The 17,342-nt window shown below is 51.9% G+C and carries 15 protein-coding genes; 11 read left to right on the plus strand and 4 right to left on the minus strand.

The features are described from left to right. Window positions 1-99: 99 nt before the first annotated feature. The 3 genes from floT to NK662_RS11705 form a co-directional block, all read right to left on the minus strand. On the minus strand, window positions 100-1,647 hold the full coding sequence (gene floT / locus NK662_RS11695; protein WP_438503613.1) for a flotillin lipid rafts scaffold protein FloT: 1,548 nt from the start codon (window positions 1,645-1,647) through the stop codon (window positions 100-102). Continuing rightward, entirely contained in the window at window positions 1,635-2,198 is a 564-nt protein-coding gene (locus NK662_RS11700) for an NfeD family membrane protein (protein ID WP_254759118.1), read from the minus strand. Before NK662_RS11700 ends, floT begins: the two co-directional genes overlap by 13 nt. Before the next feature lie 259 nt (window positions 2,199-2,457). Continuing rightward, a complete protein-coding gene (locus NK662_RS11705) occupies window positions 2,458-2,682 on the minus strand; it encodes an alpha/beta-type small acid-soluble spore protein (RefSeq protein ID WP_254759119.1) in 225 nt (74 codons plus the stop codon). A gap of 496 nt (window positions 2,683-3,178) precedes the next feature. On the opposite strand from NK662_RS11705, the gene NK662_RS11710 reads away from it, so the two are divergent. From NK662_RS11710 to NK662_RS11760, 11 genes are all read left to right on the plus strand, one after another. Continuing rightward, window positions 3,179-5,179, plus strand: coding sequence for a chemotaxis protein CheA (locus NK662_RS11710; protein WP_254759120.1), 2,001 nt, complete (start codon window positions 3,179-3,181; stop codon window positions 5,177-5,179). Between the two features lie 22 nt (window positions 5,180-5,201). Beyond that, window positions 5,202-5,678, plus strand: a complete 477-nt coding sequence (locus NK662_RS11715) for a chemotaxis protein CheW (protein WP_254759121.1) — start codon at window positions 5,202-5,204, stop codon at window positions 5,676-5,678. A gap of 21 nt (window positions 5,679-5,699) precedes the next feature. Then, window positions 5,700-7,415, plus strand: coding sequence for a methyl-accepting chemotaxis protein (locus tag NK662_RS11720; protein WP_254759122.1), 1,716 nt, complete (start codon window positions 5,700-5,702; stop codon window positions 7,413-7,415). Between the two features lie 56 nt (window positions 7,416-7,471). Continuing rightward, window positions 7,472-8,290 (plus strand): CheR family methyltransferase, encoded by an 819-nt coding sequence (locus NK662_RS11725; RefSeq protein ID WP_254759123.1) that lies wholly within the window; start codon window positions 7,472-7,474, stop codon window positions 8,288-8,290. Window positions 8,291-8,315: 25 nt separating this feature from the next. Then, complete coding sequence (locus tag NK662_RS11730) at window positions 8,316-9,338, plus strand: protein-glutamate methylesterase/protein-glutamine glutaminase (protein WP_254759124.1); 1,023 nt, start codon at window positions 8,316-8,318, stop codon at window positions 9,336-9,338. Window positions 9,339-9,667: 329 nt separating this feature from the next. Next, window positions 9,668-11,506, plus strand: coding sequence for a ribosomal protection-like ABC-F family protein (abc-f, locus tag NK662_RS11735; protein WP_254759125.1), 1,839 nt, complete (start codon window positions 9,668-9,670; stop codon window positions 11,504-11,506). Then, window positions 11,506-11,982 (plus strand): Cys-tRNA(Pro) deacylase, encoded by a 477-nt coding sequence (gene ybaK / locus NK662_RS11740; protein WP_254759126.1) that lies wholly within the window; start codon window positions 11,506-11,508, stop codon window positions 11,980-11,982. The genes abc-f and ybaK overlap by 1 nt, the downstream gene beginning before the upstream one ends. A gap of 46 nt (window positions 11,983-12,028) precedes the next feature. Beyond that, window positions 12,029-12,520 carry a DinB family protein gene (locus NK662_RS11745; RefSeq protein WP_254759127.1) on the plus strand — a complete coding sequence of 164 codons (492 nt, stop codon included), beginning with the start codon at window positions 12,029-12,031 and terminating at the stop codon, window positions 12,518-12,520. Window positions 12,521-12,640: 120 nt separating this feature from the next. Beyond that, the gene (locus NK662_RS11750; RefSeq protein WP_254759128.1) at window positions 12,641-15,220 is read left to right on the plus strand and encodes a helicase-related protein; all 2,580 of its coding nucleotides are present in this window, start codon (window positions 12,641-12,643) and stop codon (window positions 15,218-15,220) included. 170 nt (window positions 15,221-15,390) lie between these two features. After that, window positions 15,391-15,771 carry an SET domain-containing protein gene (locus NK662_RS11755; protein WP_254759129.1) on the plus strand — a complete coding sequence of 127 codons (381 nt, stop codon included), beginning with the start codon at window positions 15,391-15,393 and terminating at the stop codon, window positions 15,769-15,771. Window positions 15,772-16,029: 258 nt separating this feature from the next. Continuing rightward, a complete protein-coding gene (locus NK662_RS11760; protein ID WP_254759130.1) occupies window positions 16,030-16,245 on the plus strand; it encodes a small acid-soluble spore protein Tlp in 216 nt (71 codons plus the stop codon). A gap of 153 nt (window positions 16,246-16,398) precedes the next feature. Here the strand turns inward: NK662_RS11760 and gltC are convergent, their stop codons facing one another. Then, window positions 16,399-17,301, minus strand: a complete 903-nt coding sequence (gltC, locus tag NK662_RS11765; RefSeq protein ID WP_254759131.1) for a glutamate biosynthesis transcriptional regulator GltC — start codon at window positions 17,299-17,301, stop codon at window positions 16,399-16,401. Between the last annotated feature and the right edge of the window lie 41 nt (window positions 17,302-17,342).

Genomic DNA, 17,342 nt, shown 5'->3' on the forward strand with positions numbered 1-17,342 from the left:
CTATCAGCATATGTACAAGTTGCGGCCGGCATGTCTGTGCAGGCCGCAAAAAGAAGGCAGTCCCGGTAAGAGTGCCTTCTTTTTGCGTGTTGGATCTATTCAGCTGGCAGTTTCATCGGCAGCAGGCTGCTCCTGCGGCAATGTGCCCGGCTGAAGCGTCTTCTTGCCTGCAAAGCTTTCCAGTAATTCCTTCACATCAATTCCGGAGGAGGCTTTGAGCGTTTCCTGCACAGTGGCCATCAGATCTGTGGCATAGCCTGCCACTTTGCCAGCCCCGCCATTTTTGCCGCTTCCGCCTGTATCCACAATGGTAATCTTGTCAATATTGGCAAGTGGTCCAGCGACTTCCTTCGCATAGGCCGGAAGCATGCGGATGACCATATCCATGACTGCTGCCTGGCCGTACAGCTCGAAGGCCTCAGCAATTTTTTGCTTCGCTTCTGCTTCCGCCAGACCTTTCAGACGGATCACTTCCGCTTCAGCGCGCCCTTGCGCTTCAGCAGCCTGCGCAAGGGCCAGACCTTTCGCTTTTTCAATGTCAGCCTTGGCGAGGCCCTCTACGCGAACCTCTTCCGCGCGTCCTTTTGCTTCCGCTTCAATGCGGAACTGATGTGCTTCTGCCTGCCGGATCTGCCGGATCTTGTCCGCCTCAGCTGCTTGCTCAGCCGCATAGCGGTCGGCATCCGCCTTCTTTTTTACTTCCGCGTCATATTGCTTTTCCCGGCGGGCAATTTCCTTTTCTTCGAGTTCGATTTGCTTTTCGCGCTCAATGATTTTGACGCGCATCTGTTCTTCGGTGACGCGCTGCTGCGCTTTTGCCTGCTGGAATTGGTAGGCAAGGTCGGCCTCAGCCTTGGCTACCTCCTGATCGCGTTTATATGCCTGTACCTTCAGCTCTTTTTCCTTTGTTGCTTCGGCAATTTGCGTATCGCGCTGCAGCTCCGCTTCCTGTGCTTCCTTTTCAGCACGGGCCCGTTCGATGCGCGCTTCCTTCTCCCGTTCGGCATTGGCAATGACGGCATCCCGTTTTACCGTGGCGATTTGCGGCTGGCCGAGTGCTTCCAGGTAGCCGTTTTTATCATTGATTTCCTTGATGGTGAAGGAGACAATGCGCAGCCCCATCTTTTTCAGGTCGCTGGATGCCACCTCATGCACCTTTTGGGCAAATTCCTCCCTGTTGCTGTAAGCAGCCTCTACAGTCATGGAGGAAACGATTGCGCGGAGATGCCCCTCCAGCACTTCACGTGCCTCATTCTCCAGGTCCTGCCGCGTCTTTCCGAGGTATTGCTCTGCCGCAGTGGAGATTTCTTCAATGGTCGAGCCGATTTTAATAATGGATACACCATTTACTGTAACGGGAACACCTTGCTTTGTGTATGTATCCTTCGTGCCGACCTCAAGCTTGTGGTTCAGCAGGCTGAGCGGCTCTGCCAGCTGGAGTACGGGGATGACGAAGGTCCCGCCGCCGCGGATGATTTTGACCTTTTTGCCGTCTTCTGATTTCACGATGTTGACACCGTTGCCGAGGAAGCTTCCGGTCACAATGAGCGCTTCATCAGGGCCGACGGTGCGGTACTTCATCATAAATACAACCAGCAGAACAACGAGGATTGCGAGGAGGACCCCGCCTGCGATTAATGCTGCCATGTGTTTTTTCCCTCCGGTTTCATAGTTTGCAGCAGGTGCTGCGGCACGGGCGCGACGAAGAGCACACCATCGTGCACATCATGAATAAATACCTTTGCGCCGGCTGCGATGGCCATCCCATTTGTGCTTTGGGCCGGCATGTTCTGGATGCCTGTTTTTCTCGTTACGATGACCTCCCCGCAGCCGTTCTCAGGCACAGTGATGGTAACCTCGCCAAAGGTGCCGATGAAATCCTGCATGCGAATGCTGTTGCTTTGCTCGGCCTTGGACAGCGGCACGAGGACAAGAAACACCATGGCTGTGACCAAAAGCAGCGCGGCAAGGGCCGACAGCACGAGAACGGCAGCGGGAGAGAGTGAGGTGGCAAGCATTAAGATGTAGCCGGTGCCGGACAGGACAGCGAGAAAGCTGAGAAGCGCAACCGGGCTCAGCAACGGATGCAGTGCGCCTACAGCATCCCAGATATCGCTGAAAAGAGCATATAGAATCACAGCCGAGCCAGCGACGATAAAGCCGTACAGGTAAATCGTTTGCCAGTCAAGCGAAAGCATGGGAGCACCTCCTGGCGGTAGTTTGAAAGCTCATGCGGTATAGGAAATGGTATGTAGAAAAATTATATAATGGTTGCTTGGAAAAGGGTAGAATTGTTTTCAAAAAATTTACATTTGTTAAAAGAATGTGACATGAATTAGGGAGGAAGCAGGTTTGGGCTGCGCTGCAGCCGGAGGAATGGGTGTATATGCAACAGGACAGAGCCGCCACAAAATAAGGGTCTGGCAGCTGCCAGACCCTTATGTATTCAGAGAGCGATTAGCGTTGGAATCCGCCAAGCTGCTGCTCAGCCATTGCTACAAGACGCTTCGTGATTTCACCGCCAACGGAACCGTTGGCACGGGATGTAGTTTCAGCTCCCAGTTGAACGCCGAACTCTTGTGCAATTTCAAACTTCATTTGATCCAGAGCGGACTCACTTCCGGCAACCAGCAGCTCATTGGAAGATCTGCGGCCAGAAACAGTTTGGTTGTTTGTCGCCATGTTGTGTTCACCTCCTCTGTTCTTGAACATAGCTTGTACGATATACAAAGGGTTTATGAGCAGAATTTTCATTTTATTTTTGGGAATGTTTGTTATTTGTAAACATGGCCGCCGGCCGGACGCCAGAGGAAAAAGGTATGTTGGAAGACTTGTTGTTCCGGCAGGGAAGGTGTGTCTCCTTATACAAAGCGCTGCGGTCTGCGCTGGAATATGGAACAGGCATCTAGGACTGAAGTACTAGAGCGGGAAGAAATGATGGGAGTGGGAGGGAAGACAGGGTGATAAATAGGGAGGAATATCCCATGGTGATCTCAGTATATTTTTTGTAACATATATACACAGGGACGAATAGAGACCCCGGTTCAAGAAATGGAAAAATGTTAGCCGTACCAATTATATCGTTTTATATGTATATTTAATATAAAGGTTTTTTACTCGTCAGAAGCAACGGAATGCGACTGAACGAGCCTGCCAAAATGACGCGAGGGGGGAGATTATGGCAGACCAATTGCTGGATGATGCAATGCTCGAGGTGTATTTGTTTGAAGTATCGCAGCTGCTGGAGCAGCTGGAGGCGTCCATTCTGGAATGTGAAGAGTCCAACGCCTACCCGCCGGATACCATTAACGACATTTTCCGCATCATGCACACGATTAAAGGATCCTCAAGCATGATGTCGTTTCATAATATCGCCACTTTGGCACATATATTAGAAGATTTGTTTGCCCTGCTGCGACAGGAAAAGCTGGTGCTGCCGGACTATGCGCCGCTCTCCGATCTCATGCTTGAGGGTGTGGATTTCATTAAGGTTGAAGTGGAGAAGATTCGCAACGGCGACCCGGCCGATGGGGATTCGGCAGCCACTAAGGAACGGGCAAAGGCCATGCTGCAGGAGCTGCAGGCCATGTGCGGCGGTGTGCCGGAAGGGCAAGAGAAGGCATCTGCGCAGGCTGCTCAAAAGGCGGTTCAAACAGAAAAAGCCCACAGCTTTACTGCCGCGATTCACTTGGAGGATTGCGGCGGCATGGAGAACGTCCGTGCGTTTCAAATCATTCAACAGCTCAAGGAGCACGTTCCTGAGCTGACCTATGCACCGGCAGATTTGGCTGAGAATTTCGAAACGGCAGAGTCCATTCGCCTAAACGGCTTTCAGTTGTTCCTCGATACCGAAATGTCCTTTGAGGAGATTGAGCAGGAGCTTCGCTGCGCGAGCTACGTACGGGAGTTTCAGCTGGAAGGAAAGCAGGTGGATCCACCTGCTGTGCCTGCCGAAGGCGCACAGGGAGAAGTGCCGAAAGCTGCGCCAAAGGAGAAGGGGAAAGCGCCTGCCCATCAGTCCAACTTCATCAGCGTAAACGTGACAAAGCTCGATGAGCTGATGGATCTTGTCGGCGAGCTTGTCATTGCGGAGGCAATGGTGACGCAAAATCCTGAGCTGAATGGCCTGGAGCTGGAGCTGTTCTCCAAAGCGGCGCGGCATTTACGGAAGATTACGAATGAAATGCAGGATAAGGTCATGTCCATCCGCATGGTGCCGCTGACGAACACCTTCCAAAAGATGAACCGGATTGTCCGCGACATGAGCAAAAAGCTGGAGAAGGACGTGCAGTTGCAGCTGGTCGGCGAAGACACAGAGGTGGACAAGAACATTATTGAACATATTTCAGATCCGCTGATGCATATTGTCCGCAACTCTCTTGACCACGGTATTGAGCCAATCAGCGAACGTTTGGCAGCCGGAAAGCCGGCGCATGGTACGCTGACGCTCGAAGCAAAGAATGCCGGAAACGAAGTATTTATCTTTGTCAGGGACGATGGACGCGGCCTCAATAAAGAAAAGCTGCTGAAGCGGGCGCAGGAAAATGGCCTGCTGCATAAGAGCGAGAGCGAAATGAGCGACCGTGAAATTTATAATTTAATTTTCCTGCCGGGCTTCTCCACCAAGGAACAAATTACAGAATTCAGCGGCCGCGGCGTCGGAATGGATGTCGTCACGAAAAACATCGGCATCGTAGGCGGTACGGTGACAGTCGATAGCGAGGCGGGGAATGGCACAACCATCACCATCCGAATTCCGCTGACACTGGCCATCATCGACGGCATGAATGTCCGAGTGGGGCAATCGCGTTACACCTTACCGACAACAGCCATCAAAGAGTCGTTCCGTCCGGCCAAGCAGGATATCATCCGGGACCCGGCCGGCAACGAAATGATTATGGTGCGCGGCCAATGCTACCCGATTTTGCGTCTGCATCAGCGGTATGGCATTCAGGCGGACGTCACCAATGTGGAAGAAGGCATTCTCATTATGGCTGAGCAGGACGATAAGCATGTGTGCATTTTCGCTGATGAACTGCTCGGGCAGCAGCAGGTTGTTGTCAAAGCGCTGCCGGCCTACATCAAGAAAATCAGCAGCGTGGAAGGCATCACGGGCTGTACACTGCTTGGCGATGGCAGCATCAGCTTGATTCTGGATGTGTCAGGACTTATAGCATAAAGCAAGGAAGGGAGAGAGGACGATGGCAGAGCTGCTAGAGCAGTTTGAAGACACCCAGGCGGATAAATACTTGACGTTTGTGGTCGAGAACGAACATTATGGGCTGGAGATTAAGCATGTCACGGAAATCATCGGCATTCAGCAAATTACCGAGATTCCGGAAGTGCCCGGCTATATTCGCGGCATCATCAACCTGCGCGGCAAGATCATCCCGGTTATGGATGTGCGGCTGCGCTTCCACAAGCCGTTCCGCGAGTACAATGACCGTACCTGTATTATTGTCGTGGATGTGAAGGACTTATCAGTCGGCTTGATTGTGGACAGTGTATCAGAGGTGCTGACAATTGAACGGGACAATATCGTGCCGCCGCCGGAGCTGCGGCAGGGCACAAATAAATATGTAATGGGAATCGGCAAGGTCGGGCAGGATGTCAAGCTGCTGTTGGACTGTGACAAGCTGCTGCATGAAAACGAAGCGGAGCAGCTGCAACGCATATAAAATATTGGGGGAGGAACCATCATGAGTTGGTTTTATAACTTGAAAATTGGCCAAAAGCTTTTAAGCGCGTTCATTGTTGTGGCCTTACTTGCCGGTGTAGTCGGCACAGTCGGCGTAGTAAATATGAAGAGCATTGACAAATCGTATTCAGATTTGTATGTAAATTACGGCATGGCCATCGGCGATATCGGGAAGGCTTCTTCTGATTTTCAAAATGTCCGCGCTACCTTGCGGGATGTGCTGTTATCTAAGGACGCCAAGGAGAAGGAAGGCTATATTAAAAAGATCCGCGAAAAGGATCAGGCCATTGAAGAGAACCTGAAGTCGTTTGAGAAATCTGTTCAATCCGAAAAAACACGCACGCTGTTTGAAAGCTTTAAAAGCTCTTTGGCACAGTACAACACAGTCCGCGACAAAGTGCTGGATTTGGCACTTGCCGGAAAGAATGATGAAGCATATGCAATGTTAAAGAATGAAGGTCTGCAATATGCGCAGGATGCCAATAAGTATGTGGATGAGCTGTTTCAGCAAAAACGCGATAACGGCAGCAAGAAGTCTGATGAGTTGACAGCAACTACAAACAGTACAGTAACCATCATGGTTACGGTTGTAGTGGTGGCAGTGGCGGTCGCCATCTTGCTCGGTCTGTTTATCTCCCGCATCATCAGCAATCCAGTGCGTGAACTGGTGGGGGCAGCAGAAAAAATTGCCGATGGCGATTTGGATGTAGAGATTAAAGTGAAAACGAAAGATGAAGTGGGGGCGCTGGCAGCTGCATTCCGCAAAATGTCCGGCAACCTGAACCAGGTGATGCATGAAATCCGCACAGCGGCTGCCCAGGTTGCTTCCGGCTCCAAGCAGGTATCCGAATCCAGCATCTCCCTGTCTCAGGGGGCCACAGAGCAGGCGAGCTCCATTGAAGAGCTGACAGCTTCTGTAGAAGAAATTTCGGCCCAAACACGCTTGAATGCTGATAATGCGAACCAAGCCAATGACCTGGCAGAAGCGGCCAAGCGCAATGCGGAAGAAGGCAACAACCAGATGGGCGGCATGCTGAAGGCGATGGACGATATCAATGCTGCGTCCGAAAGCATTTCTAAAATTATTAAAGTAATTGATGAAATTGCCTTCCAGACAAACATCCTGGCACTGAACGCAGCGGTGGAGGCAGCAAGAGCCGGACAGCATGGCAAAGGCTTCGCAGTTGTGGCTGAAGAAGTGCGCAATCTGGCCGCGCGCTCTGCAAACGCGGCGAAGGAAACAACAGAAATGATTGAAGGCTCCATCAAAAAGGTGGAAGGCGGCACAAAGATTGCAAACGATACGGCAGCAGCTCTTGCCCGCATTGTAGAAGATGTGGCCAAGGTGGCAACGCTGGTCAACGGCATCTCAATCGCTTCCAATGAGCAAGCAATTGGTATCGGCCAAGTCAACCAGGGTATCATGCAGGTATCCCAGGTTGTACAAGCCAATTCTGCAACTTCCGAGGAAAGTGCGGCTGCAAGTGAAGAGCTGTCCAGCCAGGCAGAGCTGCTGCGCAGCAAGGTAAGCCAGTTTAAGCTGAAGAAAGCCTACCATGGCGGCGGCTATGGCGGTGCGGAAGAAGTGAATCCGGATGTACTGCGTATGCTGGACCAAATGTCCCAACAGGCTCCGTATGAAGAAGCCTACCGTGAGACAGCTGCCTCCACTTCCAAAAGAATTGCATTAAGCGACAATGAATTCGGGAAATATTAATAGTATCAGACTGGAGAGAGTCCCTGACTCTCTCTTTTTTCTAGGCAGGTGACAAGATGATCCCGATTACTGACAAAGAGTTTAAAGATTTGGCCGATTTTATTCATCGCAACTATGGTATCCATTTAAAGGAAGAGAAGAAAACAATCGTAATGGGGCGGTTGTATCAAGTGCTGCAGCAGCTGAATTTTGATAATTTCACTGACTATCTTCGCTATGTTCTGGCAGATCCCACTGAGAAGGCTGCCTCTGTTCTGGTTGAGAAAATTACGACGAACCATACCTTTTTTATGAGAGAAGCAGAGCATTTTCAGTTTCTTCAGCATAAGGTGCTTCCTTATCTGTCACAGACCATACGCGACAGGGATTTGCGCGTTTGGAGCGCGGGCTGTTCCTCCGGCGAGGAACCCTACACATTAGCCATGATTTTGGATGAGTTTTTCGGTCTGCAAAAAGGAAGCTGGGATACAAAGGTGCTGGCAACCGATATTTCACATCGTGTATTGGAGGCCGCAGCAAAAGGGACCTATGCAACAGAAGCGCTTGCATCCCTGCCGCCGCAATGGAAGCATAGATACTTCAAAAACAATGGCGATGGCACATCCGATGTGGTCGATAAAATTAAGCGGGAGGTCATTTTCCGGCGGTTCAATCTGATGGAGACCTCATTTCCGTTTAAACGCAAGTTCCATGTCATTTTTTGCCGGAATGTCATGATTTATTTTGACCAGAAGACGAAAACGGAGCTTGTCCGCAGGTTCTATCAGCACATGGAACCGGGCGGTTATTTGTTCATTGGCCAATCGGAAACCATTGACCGGGAGGCGGTGCCATACCGCTATATCATGCCGGCTGTATACCGGAAGGAGCAATGATGCACACGGAGGGAGGCGGACACGTATGAGCAAGCAAATTCGGGTGCTGGTTGTAGACGATTCTCTTGTGTTCCGGGAGGTGATTGCCAGGGGGATCAGCTCGGACCCTGCCATTCAAGTGGTGGCGAAGGCGACAGACCCGTTTGAGGCAAGAGACTATATTTTGCAGCTGCATCCAGACCTCATGATTTGTGATGTGGAAATGCCAAAAATGAATGGAATCGAGTTTATCCGCCGCTTGCTGCCGCAGTATTCTTTGCCTGTGCTCGTTGTCAGCACAGTCACGCATGCGGTATTTGATGCCATGAATGCCGGAGCGGTTGATTTCGTGCCAAAGCCAAATGCCAACTCTCCGGAGGATGTACGAAGGTTCATTCAGGACTTGATCGCCAAAATTAAGATTGCCGTTGGAGCCAAGATACCGGCGGATTCACAGCCGCAAGAGCGTATTACAGACACGGCGAAGCCTGTCTCGGACACAAGCATGATCGCGGTCGGAGCATCCACGGGCGGAACCGAGGCGTTCTTTCAAATGTTGCAGGCTCTTCCGGCTTCTATGCCGGGTATTGTAGTGGTGCAGCACATTCCGCCTGTGTTCTCCAATATGTTTGCGCAGCGTCTGAATCAATCTACCCCGTTTAGCGTCAAAGAGGCGCAGACAGGGGATTATATTGAGCCCGGGAAGGTGCTGATTGCTCCTGGTGACATGCACATGAGGGTGAAAAAGGACGGCGTGAAATACAGGGTGGAATGCTATGCCGGCGAAAAGATAAGCGGCCACCGACCCTCAGTTGATGTTTTGTTTGAGTCAGTGGCACGGGAGGCGGGGCGCCGGGCCGTCGGTGTCATCTTGACGGGGATGGGCTATGACGGGGCCAAGGGACTTTTGGCGATGCGGCGCAAAGGCGCGCGGACGATTGGACAGGATGAGGCTTCCTCAGTTGTCTACGGAATGCCAAAAGCTGCATTTAACATTGGTGCAGTAGAGAAGCAAGCATCATTGGCGCAAATTCCGCAGCTATTGCACAGGTGGACAACTGGACAGTAAGGAACATGTGGAAAAAATATGAAGAAATTGCTTGGCAAAGCAAATGCTGTAGCATATAATGAACGTATTCCATGTAAAAGGAGGCCTCTAATTTAGACGCTATGTACATCCCAAACTTTTCTCGTGCGTAAGCTTCATACGAAAAAAGCGCTCTGCCTGTAATCAGAGCAACGGGATGAGTATGTCTAAATGGAGATTTCCATCGTTTGATGCGGAAGTGTATTTGTGCTGCGGCACTCTTCTGTCCATCATTCCACGCATACAATGTCGCTTCGACACAGGCAGACCGCCTGTGTCTTTTGGTATTTCTAATGGAATGAGGGATGGATATGCTAGTACTGCAAGCGGAACAGGTGAGCGTGGAAATGGGCGCGCGGCTCGTTTTTGAGAATGCCGCCATTGAGGTGCATCAGGGAGAGAGGATTGCACTTGTCGGCCGGAACGGGGCTGGAAAGACAACGCTGTTGAAGGTGCTGCTTGGACAGCAGCCTGTATCGAAAGGAATTGTCAGACGGCACATTGTGAAGGAAGAAATTGGGTTCATGGATCAGTCTTCCCTGGCAGAGGGAGTAACGGCCCGCGAATTTGTAGAGCGGGAGAAACAGGCGTTGTTTCGCTTGAAGCGGCAGCTGCGGGAGGCGGAGCGCCTCATGGCAGACGGTGCTGCCGATGAAGCACTGCTTTCCAGCTATGCGAGTGACCTTGCGCAGTATATGGAGGAAGGCGGATATGGATGGGAGGCTGCTGTGGAGCGGCAGCTGCAGCAAATCGGACTATCGCCGGAAGTGTGGTCTGTGCCGTTTCAGAGCTTAAGCGGCGGGCAAAAGACGAGGGTGAAGCTGGCGGCCGTCATGCTGCATCAGCCAAAGCTTCTTCTGTTGGATGAGCCGACAAATCACATGGACAGTGAGACGATGGATTGGCTGGCAAATTGGCTGTGCGGCTTTCGGGGCGCTGTGCTGTTTGTGTCGCACGACCGTGCCTTCATAGACCGTGTCGCCGGGATTGTGTTTGAGCTGAGCCCGGGCGGCACGAAAAGATATGACGGCGGTTATTCTGATTACCGGCGGCAAAAGGAGCATGAGCGGAAAACGCAAGAAGCGGCATACGAGAAGCGGGAGCAGGAGCGCAAAAAGCTGCAGGAGGTCGTTTCCGGCTATAAGCAATGGCTGGACAAAGCACAGCGGAACGCAAGCGAGCGTGATCCCGTGGCAAAGAAGAAAGCGGCAAGACATGCGAAGCAAATCAAATCCAAGGAAAAAGCCCTGGAGCGCTTGGAACAGAGCAGGGTGCCAAAGCCGGAGGAGGGAGCGCGGCTCAAGCTGCAGCTTGAGGGCGGGGCTTTTTGGACGAAAACGATGGCGGCTCTGTCCCGTGTGCATTTTTCCTATGAAGGCGGCCGGGAGCTGTTCCATAATATCTCCTTTCAAGTGGAGCGGGGCGACCGCCTGGCTGTTGTCGGACCGAACGGAACCGGGAAGACTACGCTGCTGAAGTTGATTACGGGGCATCTGCGGCCAACTGCCGGGGACGTGGCAGCCCACCCCCATATGAGGGTTGGCTATTTCATGCAGGAGGTGGAAAGCCTGCAGCCGGATGAGACCATTTTGGAGCAGGTGCTGGGCCTCGCTGATATGAAGGAGTCGGATGCCCGCACCATACTGGCTTGCTTTCTGTTCCGCGGGGACGCTGTATTCAAAAGGATCCGCAATCTCAGCATGGGCGAGAAATGCCGCGTCGCCTTTGTGAAGCTGTATTTTTCGCACGCAAATTTGCTGGTTCTGGATGAGCCGACCAACTATTTGGATATTGAAACAAGAGAAACGATTGAGGAAGCGCTGTCGGTCTATCCGGGTGCCGTGGTGCTCGTTTCACACGACCCGTATCTGCTGCGAAAAACGGCGAACAAGGTGATCTCGCTCACCGGCGGCCGGTTCTTCTATTATCCGGGAACATATGCGGAATGGGAGGGACATGAGCAGCTGTCAGACGAGCTGCAGGCATTGCAAAATGAGCACAGCCGCCTGGCCCTTCACTTTACCAATCAGCTGTCGGCTGAAGTGCCGGCCGATGAAGAAGCGCAGCGCACCCATCTTCAGGAGCTTGCTCTGCTGAAGGTGCGGTTGTCTGCACTCGAAACAGAAATAGAGCGGAAAAGGAGATTATGATGGCACAAGGGAAGACAAATGCGATGCGTCTCTTGGACGCAAGAAAGCTGCCATATGAGGTCATGGTGTATGACAGCGGCGATGGCAAAATTGACGGTATATCGGTGGCGGAAAAAATCGGACGCAACCCGGAAATGGTCTATAAAACACTGGTCACACAGGGAAGCAATGGGCTGTATGTGTTTGTGATTCCGGCAGCGGAGGAGCTGGATTTGAAAAAAGCGGCCAAGGCTGCCGGCGAGAAGAAGATCGATATGCTCGCGGTAAAGGACCTGCAGAAGTTTACAGGCTATATCCGCGGTGGCTGCTCGCCTGTCGGGATGAGGAAGCAGTATCCGACCTTTTTGGATGAAAGTGCAGCAGGACTGGGGCGCATCGTAGTGAGCGGCGGCAAAATCGGGGTGCAGATGGAGCTGCGGACAGCGGATCTGCAAAACGCAACGGGGGCTGTACTGCAGTCTGTTATAAAAGCATAAAATGGGGCGGTCGCGATGCTTGGCGGCTGCCTGAAGGGGGAGGAAGATGGAGAAAACAGAGCTGTTGGGGCAAAAAGAGCAGCTGATTCCGTGGTACCGGAGTTTGGAGAGTCTGCCGGCGGCGCTTTGGCTGCGGCCGCTTCGGGAAGGCGGGTGGACAATAGCCGAGGTTGCCGCGCATTTGAAGGCTTGGGATGAATTTGTCATGGAGCACCGTCTGGTTTACATAAGCAGGGATGCGGATACTCCTCCTGCAGCAGTGCATGTGCAGGATATCAATGACGGAGCATCCCGCTATGCCCGATCCGGCATTTCCCGGGTGGAGCTGCTGAACCAATGCATCGCGGCGCGCAAACAGTTGGTGCAGGCGCTGGAGGCGCTGCCGGAGGAAAAGTTTCGCCGTGTTTATCAGATGGGCAGCTCCAAGGTGACGCTGGCACAATATGTGCAATATTTGATTGAGCACGATGTGCATCACCGGCAGCAGATTACTGCATTCGTCGAATCACTGGAGAACGGCGAACAGGATGAGGGGTAAGAGGAAACGGTATAGAAGAAGCAATCATGCCTGCTATTCGTACAAAATGCTTTTTTCGGATACAATACGCCTATACATAAGTGCCGGATCCCGCCGGCTTGATTACAAAAGGAGATTCGTATGAGTAAAATGCTGCAATCGCATCATCAGGCAATTGAATACACAAAGCGCAAGGTGCTCGAGGACCTGGACAGCTACTTGGGAGAGAAGGAATCATTGCCTTCTTATGGGCAATATGCCGCTGACAGAGAAACGTACATTGCACAAATCTGGACCAATGTCTGGCTGAACAAAGCGACGAACGAGGTGCCGAAAAAGGAAAAGAAGGCCTATTTGGCTGATCGGGGCTATGAAACCGAGAATGTGGACCGGAAGCTGATCAACCAGCTGTTCCGCAATGAAGTGCGCGATTATGAACCGTTCGACACTGCTTCCTGGATTACCGGCCGTTTTGCCGCAGACCATGAGGCATGGGAGCGGCGCTATGCCAAGGCCCGGAAAGCCTTCTTCCGCCAGCAGGAAGCCAAGCGGCTGGAGGAGGAGCGGGCAGCTGCGCTTTCCGCTTTGACGGGGGCAGTGGAGGCGGCATGGACACAACAGCAGACTTCGCTGTATGTGGAAATCCGCCACGGCATTGCCAAGCTGCTGCAGCAGGATTTGCGCACTGCCAATCGGTTTTATGAGCTGGAGCACCGGCTCATTTCCGCGGGTCCGCTTCATGCAAATGATTACCGGCAGCTGCGTGATTTTATGGAAGAGCTGACGGGCGATATTGTGGAGTACGTGGACTGGGGACGTGTCTATGAGGAGTATGAGCAGTATGAGTCCCGTTATGGGGAATGGGTGGAATCCTATGTGTATGATACGCTCACGGAGCGGCTGCTTGAGCAGCTGCCGGCGGCGGTAAAGGAGCAATATAGGGCTGCCTATGGCAAAGATCCGGCACAGGAGGTGATTGCCGCAAGCTTTGGGGACGATCTGGGGGATTTGGCGGAAGCATATTTTACAGCCCTTGCCGGCGAGTATATGGAGGATTTGCTGGCCATTGCGGCGCTGCCGTTTCATGCCGCTGAACAAAGGGAGATTTGGGAACGGGACGTAGCGCGGCACGAAGTGCGCAAAGCAGAGGAAGAGGCGGAGCGGAAGCGGCGCGAGGAAGAGGAAGCCCGTATGCTGAAGGACATCTTCGGACAGGAATACAGCACCTCGATGGAGCGGAATATCCGCTATGTCCTGCATATCGGCGAAACCAATACCGGCAAAACGCACCATGCCCTGCAAAGCATGAAGGGAGCGCCAAGCGGCTTGTACCTGGCGCCGCTCCGCTTGTTGGCGCTGGAGGTGTATGACCGTCTGAATAAAGAGGGAATTCCCTGCTCTTTAAAAACGGGCGAAGAAGAAAAAACAGCGCCGGGTGCGCGCCATATGGCCTGTACGGTGGAAATGTTCTATGAGAAGGATTTCTACGATGTGGTGGTTATTGATGAGGCGCAAATGATTGCAGACCAGGACCGCGGCTTTTCCTGGTACCGTGCGATTACGAGGGCAAATGCCAGAGAAGTGCACATTATCGGCAGCCGGAATATTAAAGAGCTGCTGCTGCAAATTCTGGGAGACGCTGAGTATGAGCTGAACGAGTACAGCCGCGATATTCCGCTGCAGGTCGAGTCGAAGGAGTTCCGGCTTTCTCATGCGGAAAAAGGGGATGCACTCGTGTGCTTCTCACGCAAAGAAGTGCTGGAAACCGCGGCCCGCTTGAAGCGCAATAAGCATGCGGTCAGCATGATTTACGGCAGCATGCCGCCGGAGACGCGAAAAAAGCAAATCCGCCAGTTCATTGCCGGTGAAACAAATATCATTGTAGCAACAGACGCCATTGGAATGGGATTGAACCTGCCAATCCGCCGCATTGTGTTCCTGAAAAATGAGAAGTTTGACGGGACGAGACGGAGAAGGCTGACCTCGCAGGAGGTCAAGCAAATTGCCGGACGTGCCGGACGGAAGGGTATTTATAACATCGGCCGGGTGGCCTTTACCGCTGATATCAAGGACATGGCCAAGCTGCTTGAACAGCCGGACAGACAGGTGGTGACCTTCGCCATTGCCCCGACCGCGGCCATTTTTGAAAGATTTCAGCGCTATTCGCGGGATCTCGGCTCCTTCTTCGAGCTGTGGGAGAAGTTTAAAAGCCCGAAAGGCACAGAAAAAGCCACGCTTGCGCAAGAACGGGAGCTGTATGAGCTCGTACGGGGCACCGAGCTTGAAATGCGTTTGTCCATGATGGATTTATATGGCTTTTTGCACTTGCCATTTTCCACGAAGGACCCCGGCATGACGGAGCAATGGCTGCAAACCATTCTGGCCATTATTCATGGCACCGAGCTTCCCGAGCCGCGCATCAAAACGCGCACGTTGGAAGATTTGGAGCTGTCATACAAGGCGATTGGCCTGCACCTGCTATTCCTGTACCGGCTGGGGCGGCAGACAGAAGCGCTGTACTGGGAACGCCTCCGGACAGAAATCAGTGACGGGGTGCATACCCATTTGCAGCGCGAGGTCAAGCAAGGGGAAAAGGAATGCCGGCGCTGCGGCAAGAAGCTGCCGGAGGAGCACGCGCACAATATTTGCGACGCATGCCATGCGGCGCGCAGCCGGAAGTCTTATCCGGGCCGGTACCGCGGCAAGAATTCCCGAAGATAAAAACAGGCAGTGGCGCTGCCTGTCTCCTTGTATTTTCTGCGTTTCATGTATGGGAAGGGACAGATTCAGGAAATGATTGCTTTCATCCTGTATACATGGCAGACTAGAAAGGAGACATGCAGATCTTTCTGTTCATGGACAAATTAGAAAAAGGGCATATAGGTGACCATATGATAGAAGTAAAAACCTCCCCACTCAGTGACGGCGAATTCAACAGAGGCGTATTTGCGACTCGGGATATCAAGAAAGGCGAACTCATTCATGAGGCTCCTGTCATCGCGTATCCGAATGACCAGCATGAGCATATTGAAAAGACCTTGCTGGCAGACTACACCTTCAATTACGGAGCAAACCACTCAGCCATTCTGCTGGGATATGGCATGCTGTTCAATCATTCTTACAAGCCGAATGCAACCTATGATATCAGCTTTGAGGATCATACCTTCAAATTCTATGCTTACACGGATATTAAAGCCGGTGAAGAAATTCTGATCAACTATAACGGTGAAGTGGACAACGATGATCCGCTTTGGTTTAACGAAGAAGAGTAAGAAAAAGCCGTCCGGATGGCAGATTTGGGCGGCTTTTTCTTACTGTAGGGCATACAATCAGGGTGTTGCATCAAGTAAATGGTGCTCGTACATTGGTTCATTCTGGTATGATGAACTCATTTATAGAAAGTTTTTTGATTTCATGTACCATAAAGAAGACAGAACCGTACAATTTAATGAATTCAGGCTGCGATATGTATAAGCCTGACGAAGTTGTCGCATCATACGAGTGTTATAGTAGAAAAGGAGGGGATCCCTATGGATCAACGCGTGAATCCGGATAACCGTGCTGACAATGCGACGCATCTGGCACAGCATATCCGCAATACGGAAGAAAACATGCAGCAGTCTATGGAAACCATGAGAAACACAGAAAGCCCGACCATCAAGGCGCAAATTCAGGAGAAGAATGCCCGCAGAGAAGAAGCAATTGAAGGTATGCGCCACGAGCTTGCTGACGAACAAAATCAATAAAAAAATGGACCAAGGAGCTCCTTGGTCCATTTTTTTGAAAGCGCATTCCTTCTATTATATAGTGGGACGAAGAGGCGGATTGTAAGCAGCCGCCGGACACAGCGATAAATAGGAAGAGACCCTGGCGTTCTGTGTGAACACCAGGGTCTCTTCCTATTGAAAGCGTTCTAATACTGAGAAGAATTCTTTTGTAAACTGGTAAAACGATTTCTCTGACGGGGACAGCTCGCGGTTTCTGGGAACAATAATGCCCACTGTGCGCCGCACCGGCGGTGATTCAACCGGAATTTTCACAGTAAAACGCGGCGGTGTATCGGAGAATGTGCTGTCAGGGAGCAGGCTGACGCCGATCCCGGCGGAAACCAGCCCCTTAATCGCGTCCATATCTTCTCCCTCAGATTTGATATTCGGAACGAAGCCAGCCTGCCTGCAGGCATCCACGACAATCTGCTGCAGTACATATCCTTTTGGAAACAGTACAAAATCCTCATCTCGCAAATCGCTTATATACAGGCTGCTCCGGCCGGCGAGCCGGTGGCTGGCGGGAAGCAATGCTGACATATGCTCGGTGAACAAAATGTGTGTGTCGATGTCCGTATCCTTTGCGGGCACCGGTCCTAAGAAGGCAATGTTAATGTCTCCGTTTTTTACCGCATCGATCAAAAAAGAATAGGAGCCTTGACGCAGGTGGAAGGAAACATACGGGTGCTGATTCCGGAAGGCGGAGACGACACTCGGAAGCAGTTGGCTGGCCAGACTTGTCGGATAGCCGATTTTGATGGTGCCATGCTCCGGGTCCAAGTATTCGTCAACCTTCTCCTTGGCGTAATCAATAGCCTTCATTGCTGTTTTCACATGTGTTAAAAAAATGCGGCCGATTGGAGTAAGCTTCACATTTCGGCCGGCGCGTTCGAATAAAGTCACACCAAGCTCCGCCTCGAGCTTGGCAATTTGCAGGCTGATGGCGGATTGTGCCACATGCAGGTGCTCAGCGGCTTCCGTAACGTGTTCACGCTCGGCCACTTCCATAAAGTAACGAAGCTGCCTCAGTTCCATGGCTTCCCCTCCATTTCATCTCGAAACGAGATTGTTTTCAT

Source organism: Ectobacillus ponti, assembly GCF_024294785.1.
GTDB lineage: Bacteria > Bacillota > Bacilli > Bacillales > Bacillaceae_G > Ectobacillus > Ectobacillus ponti.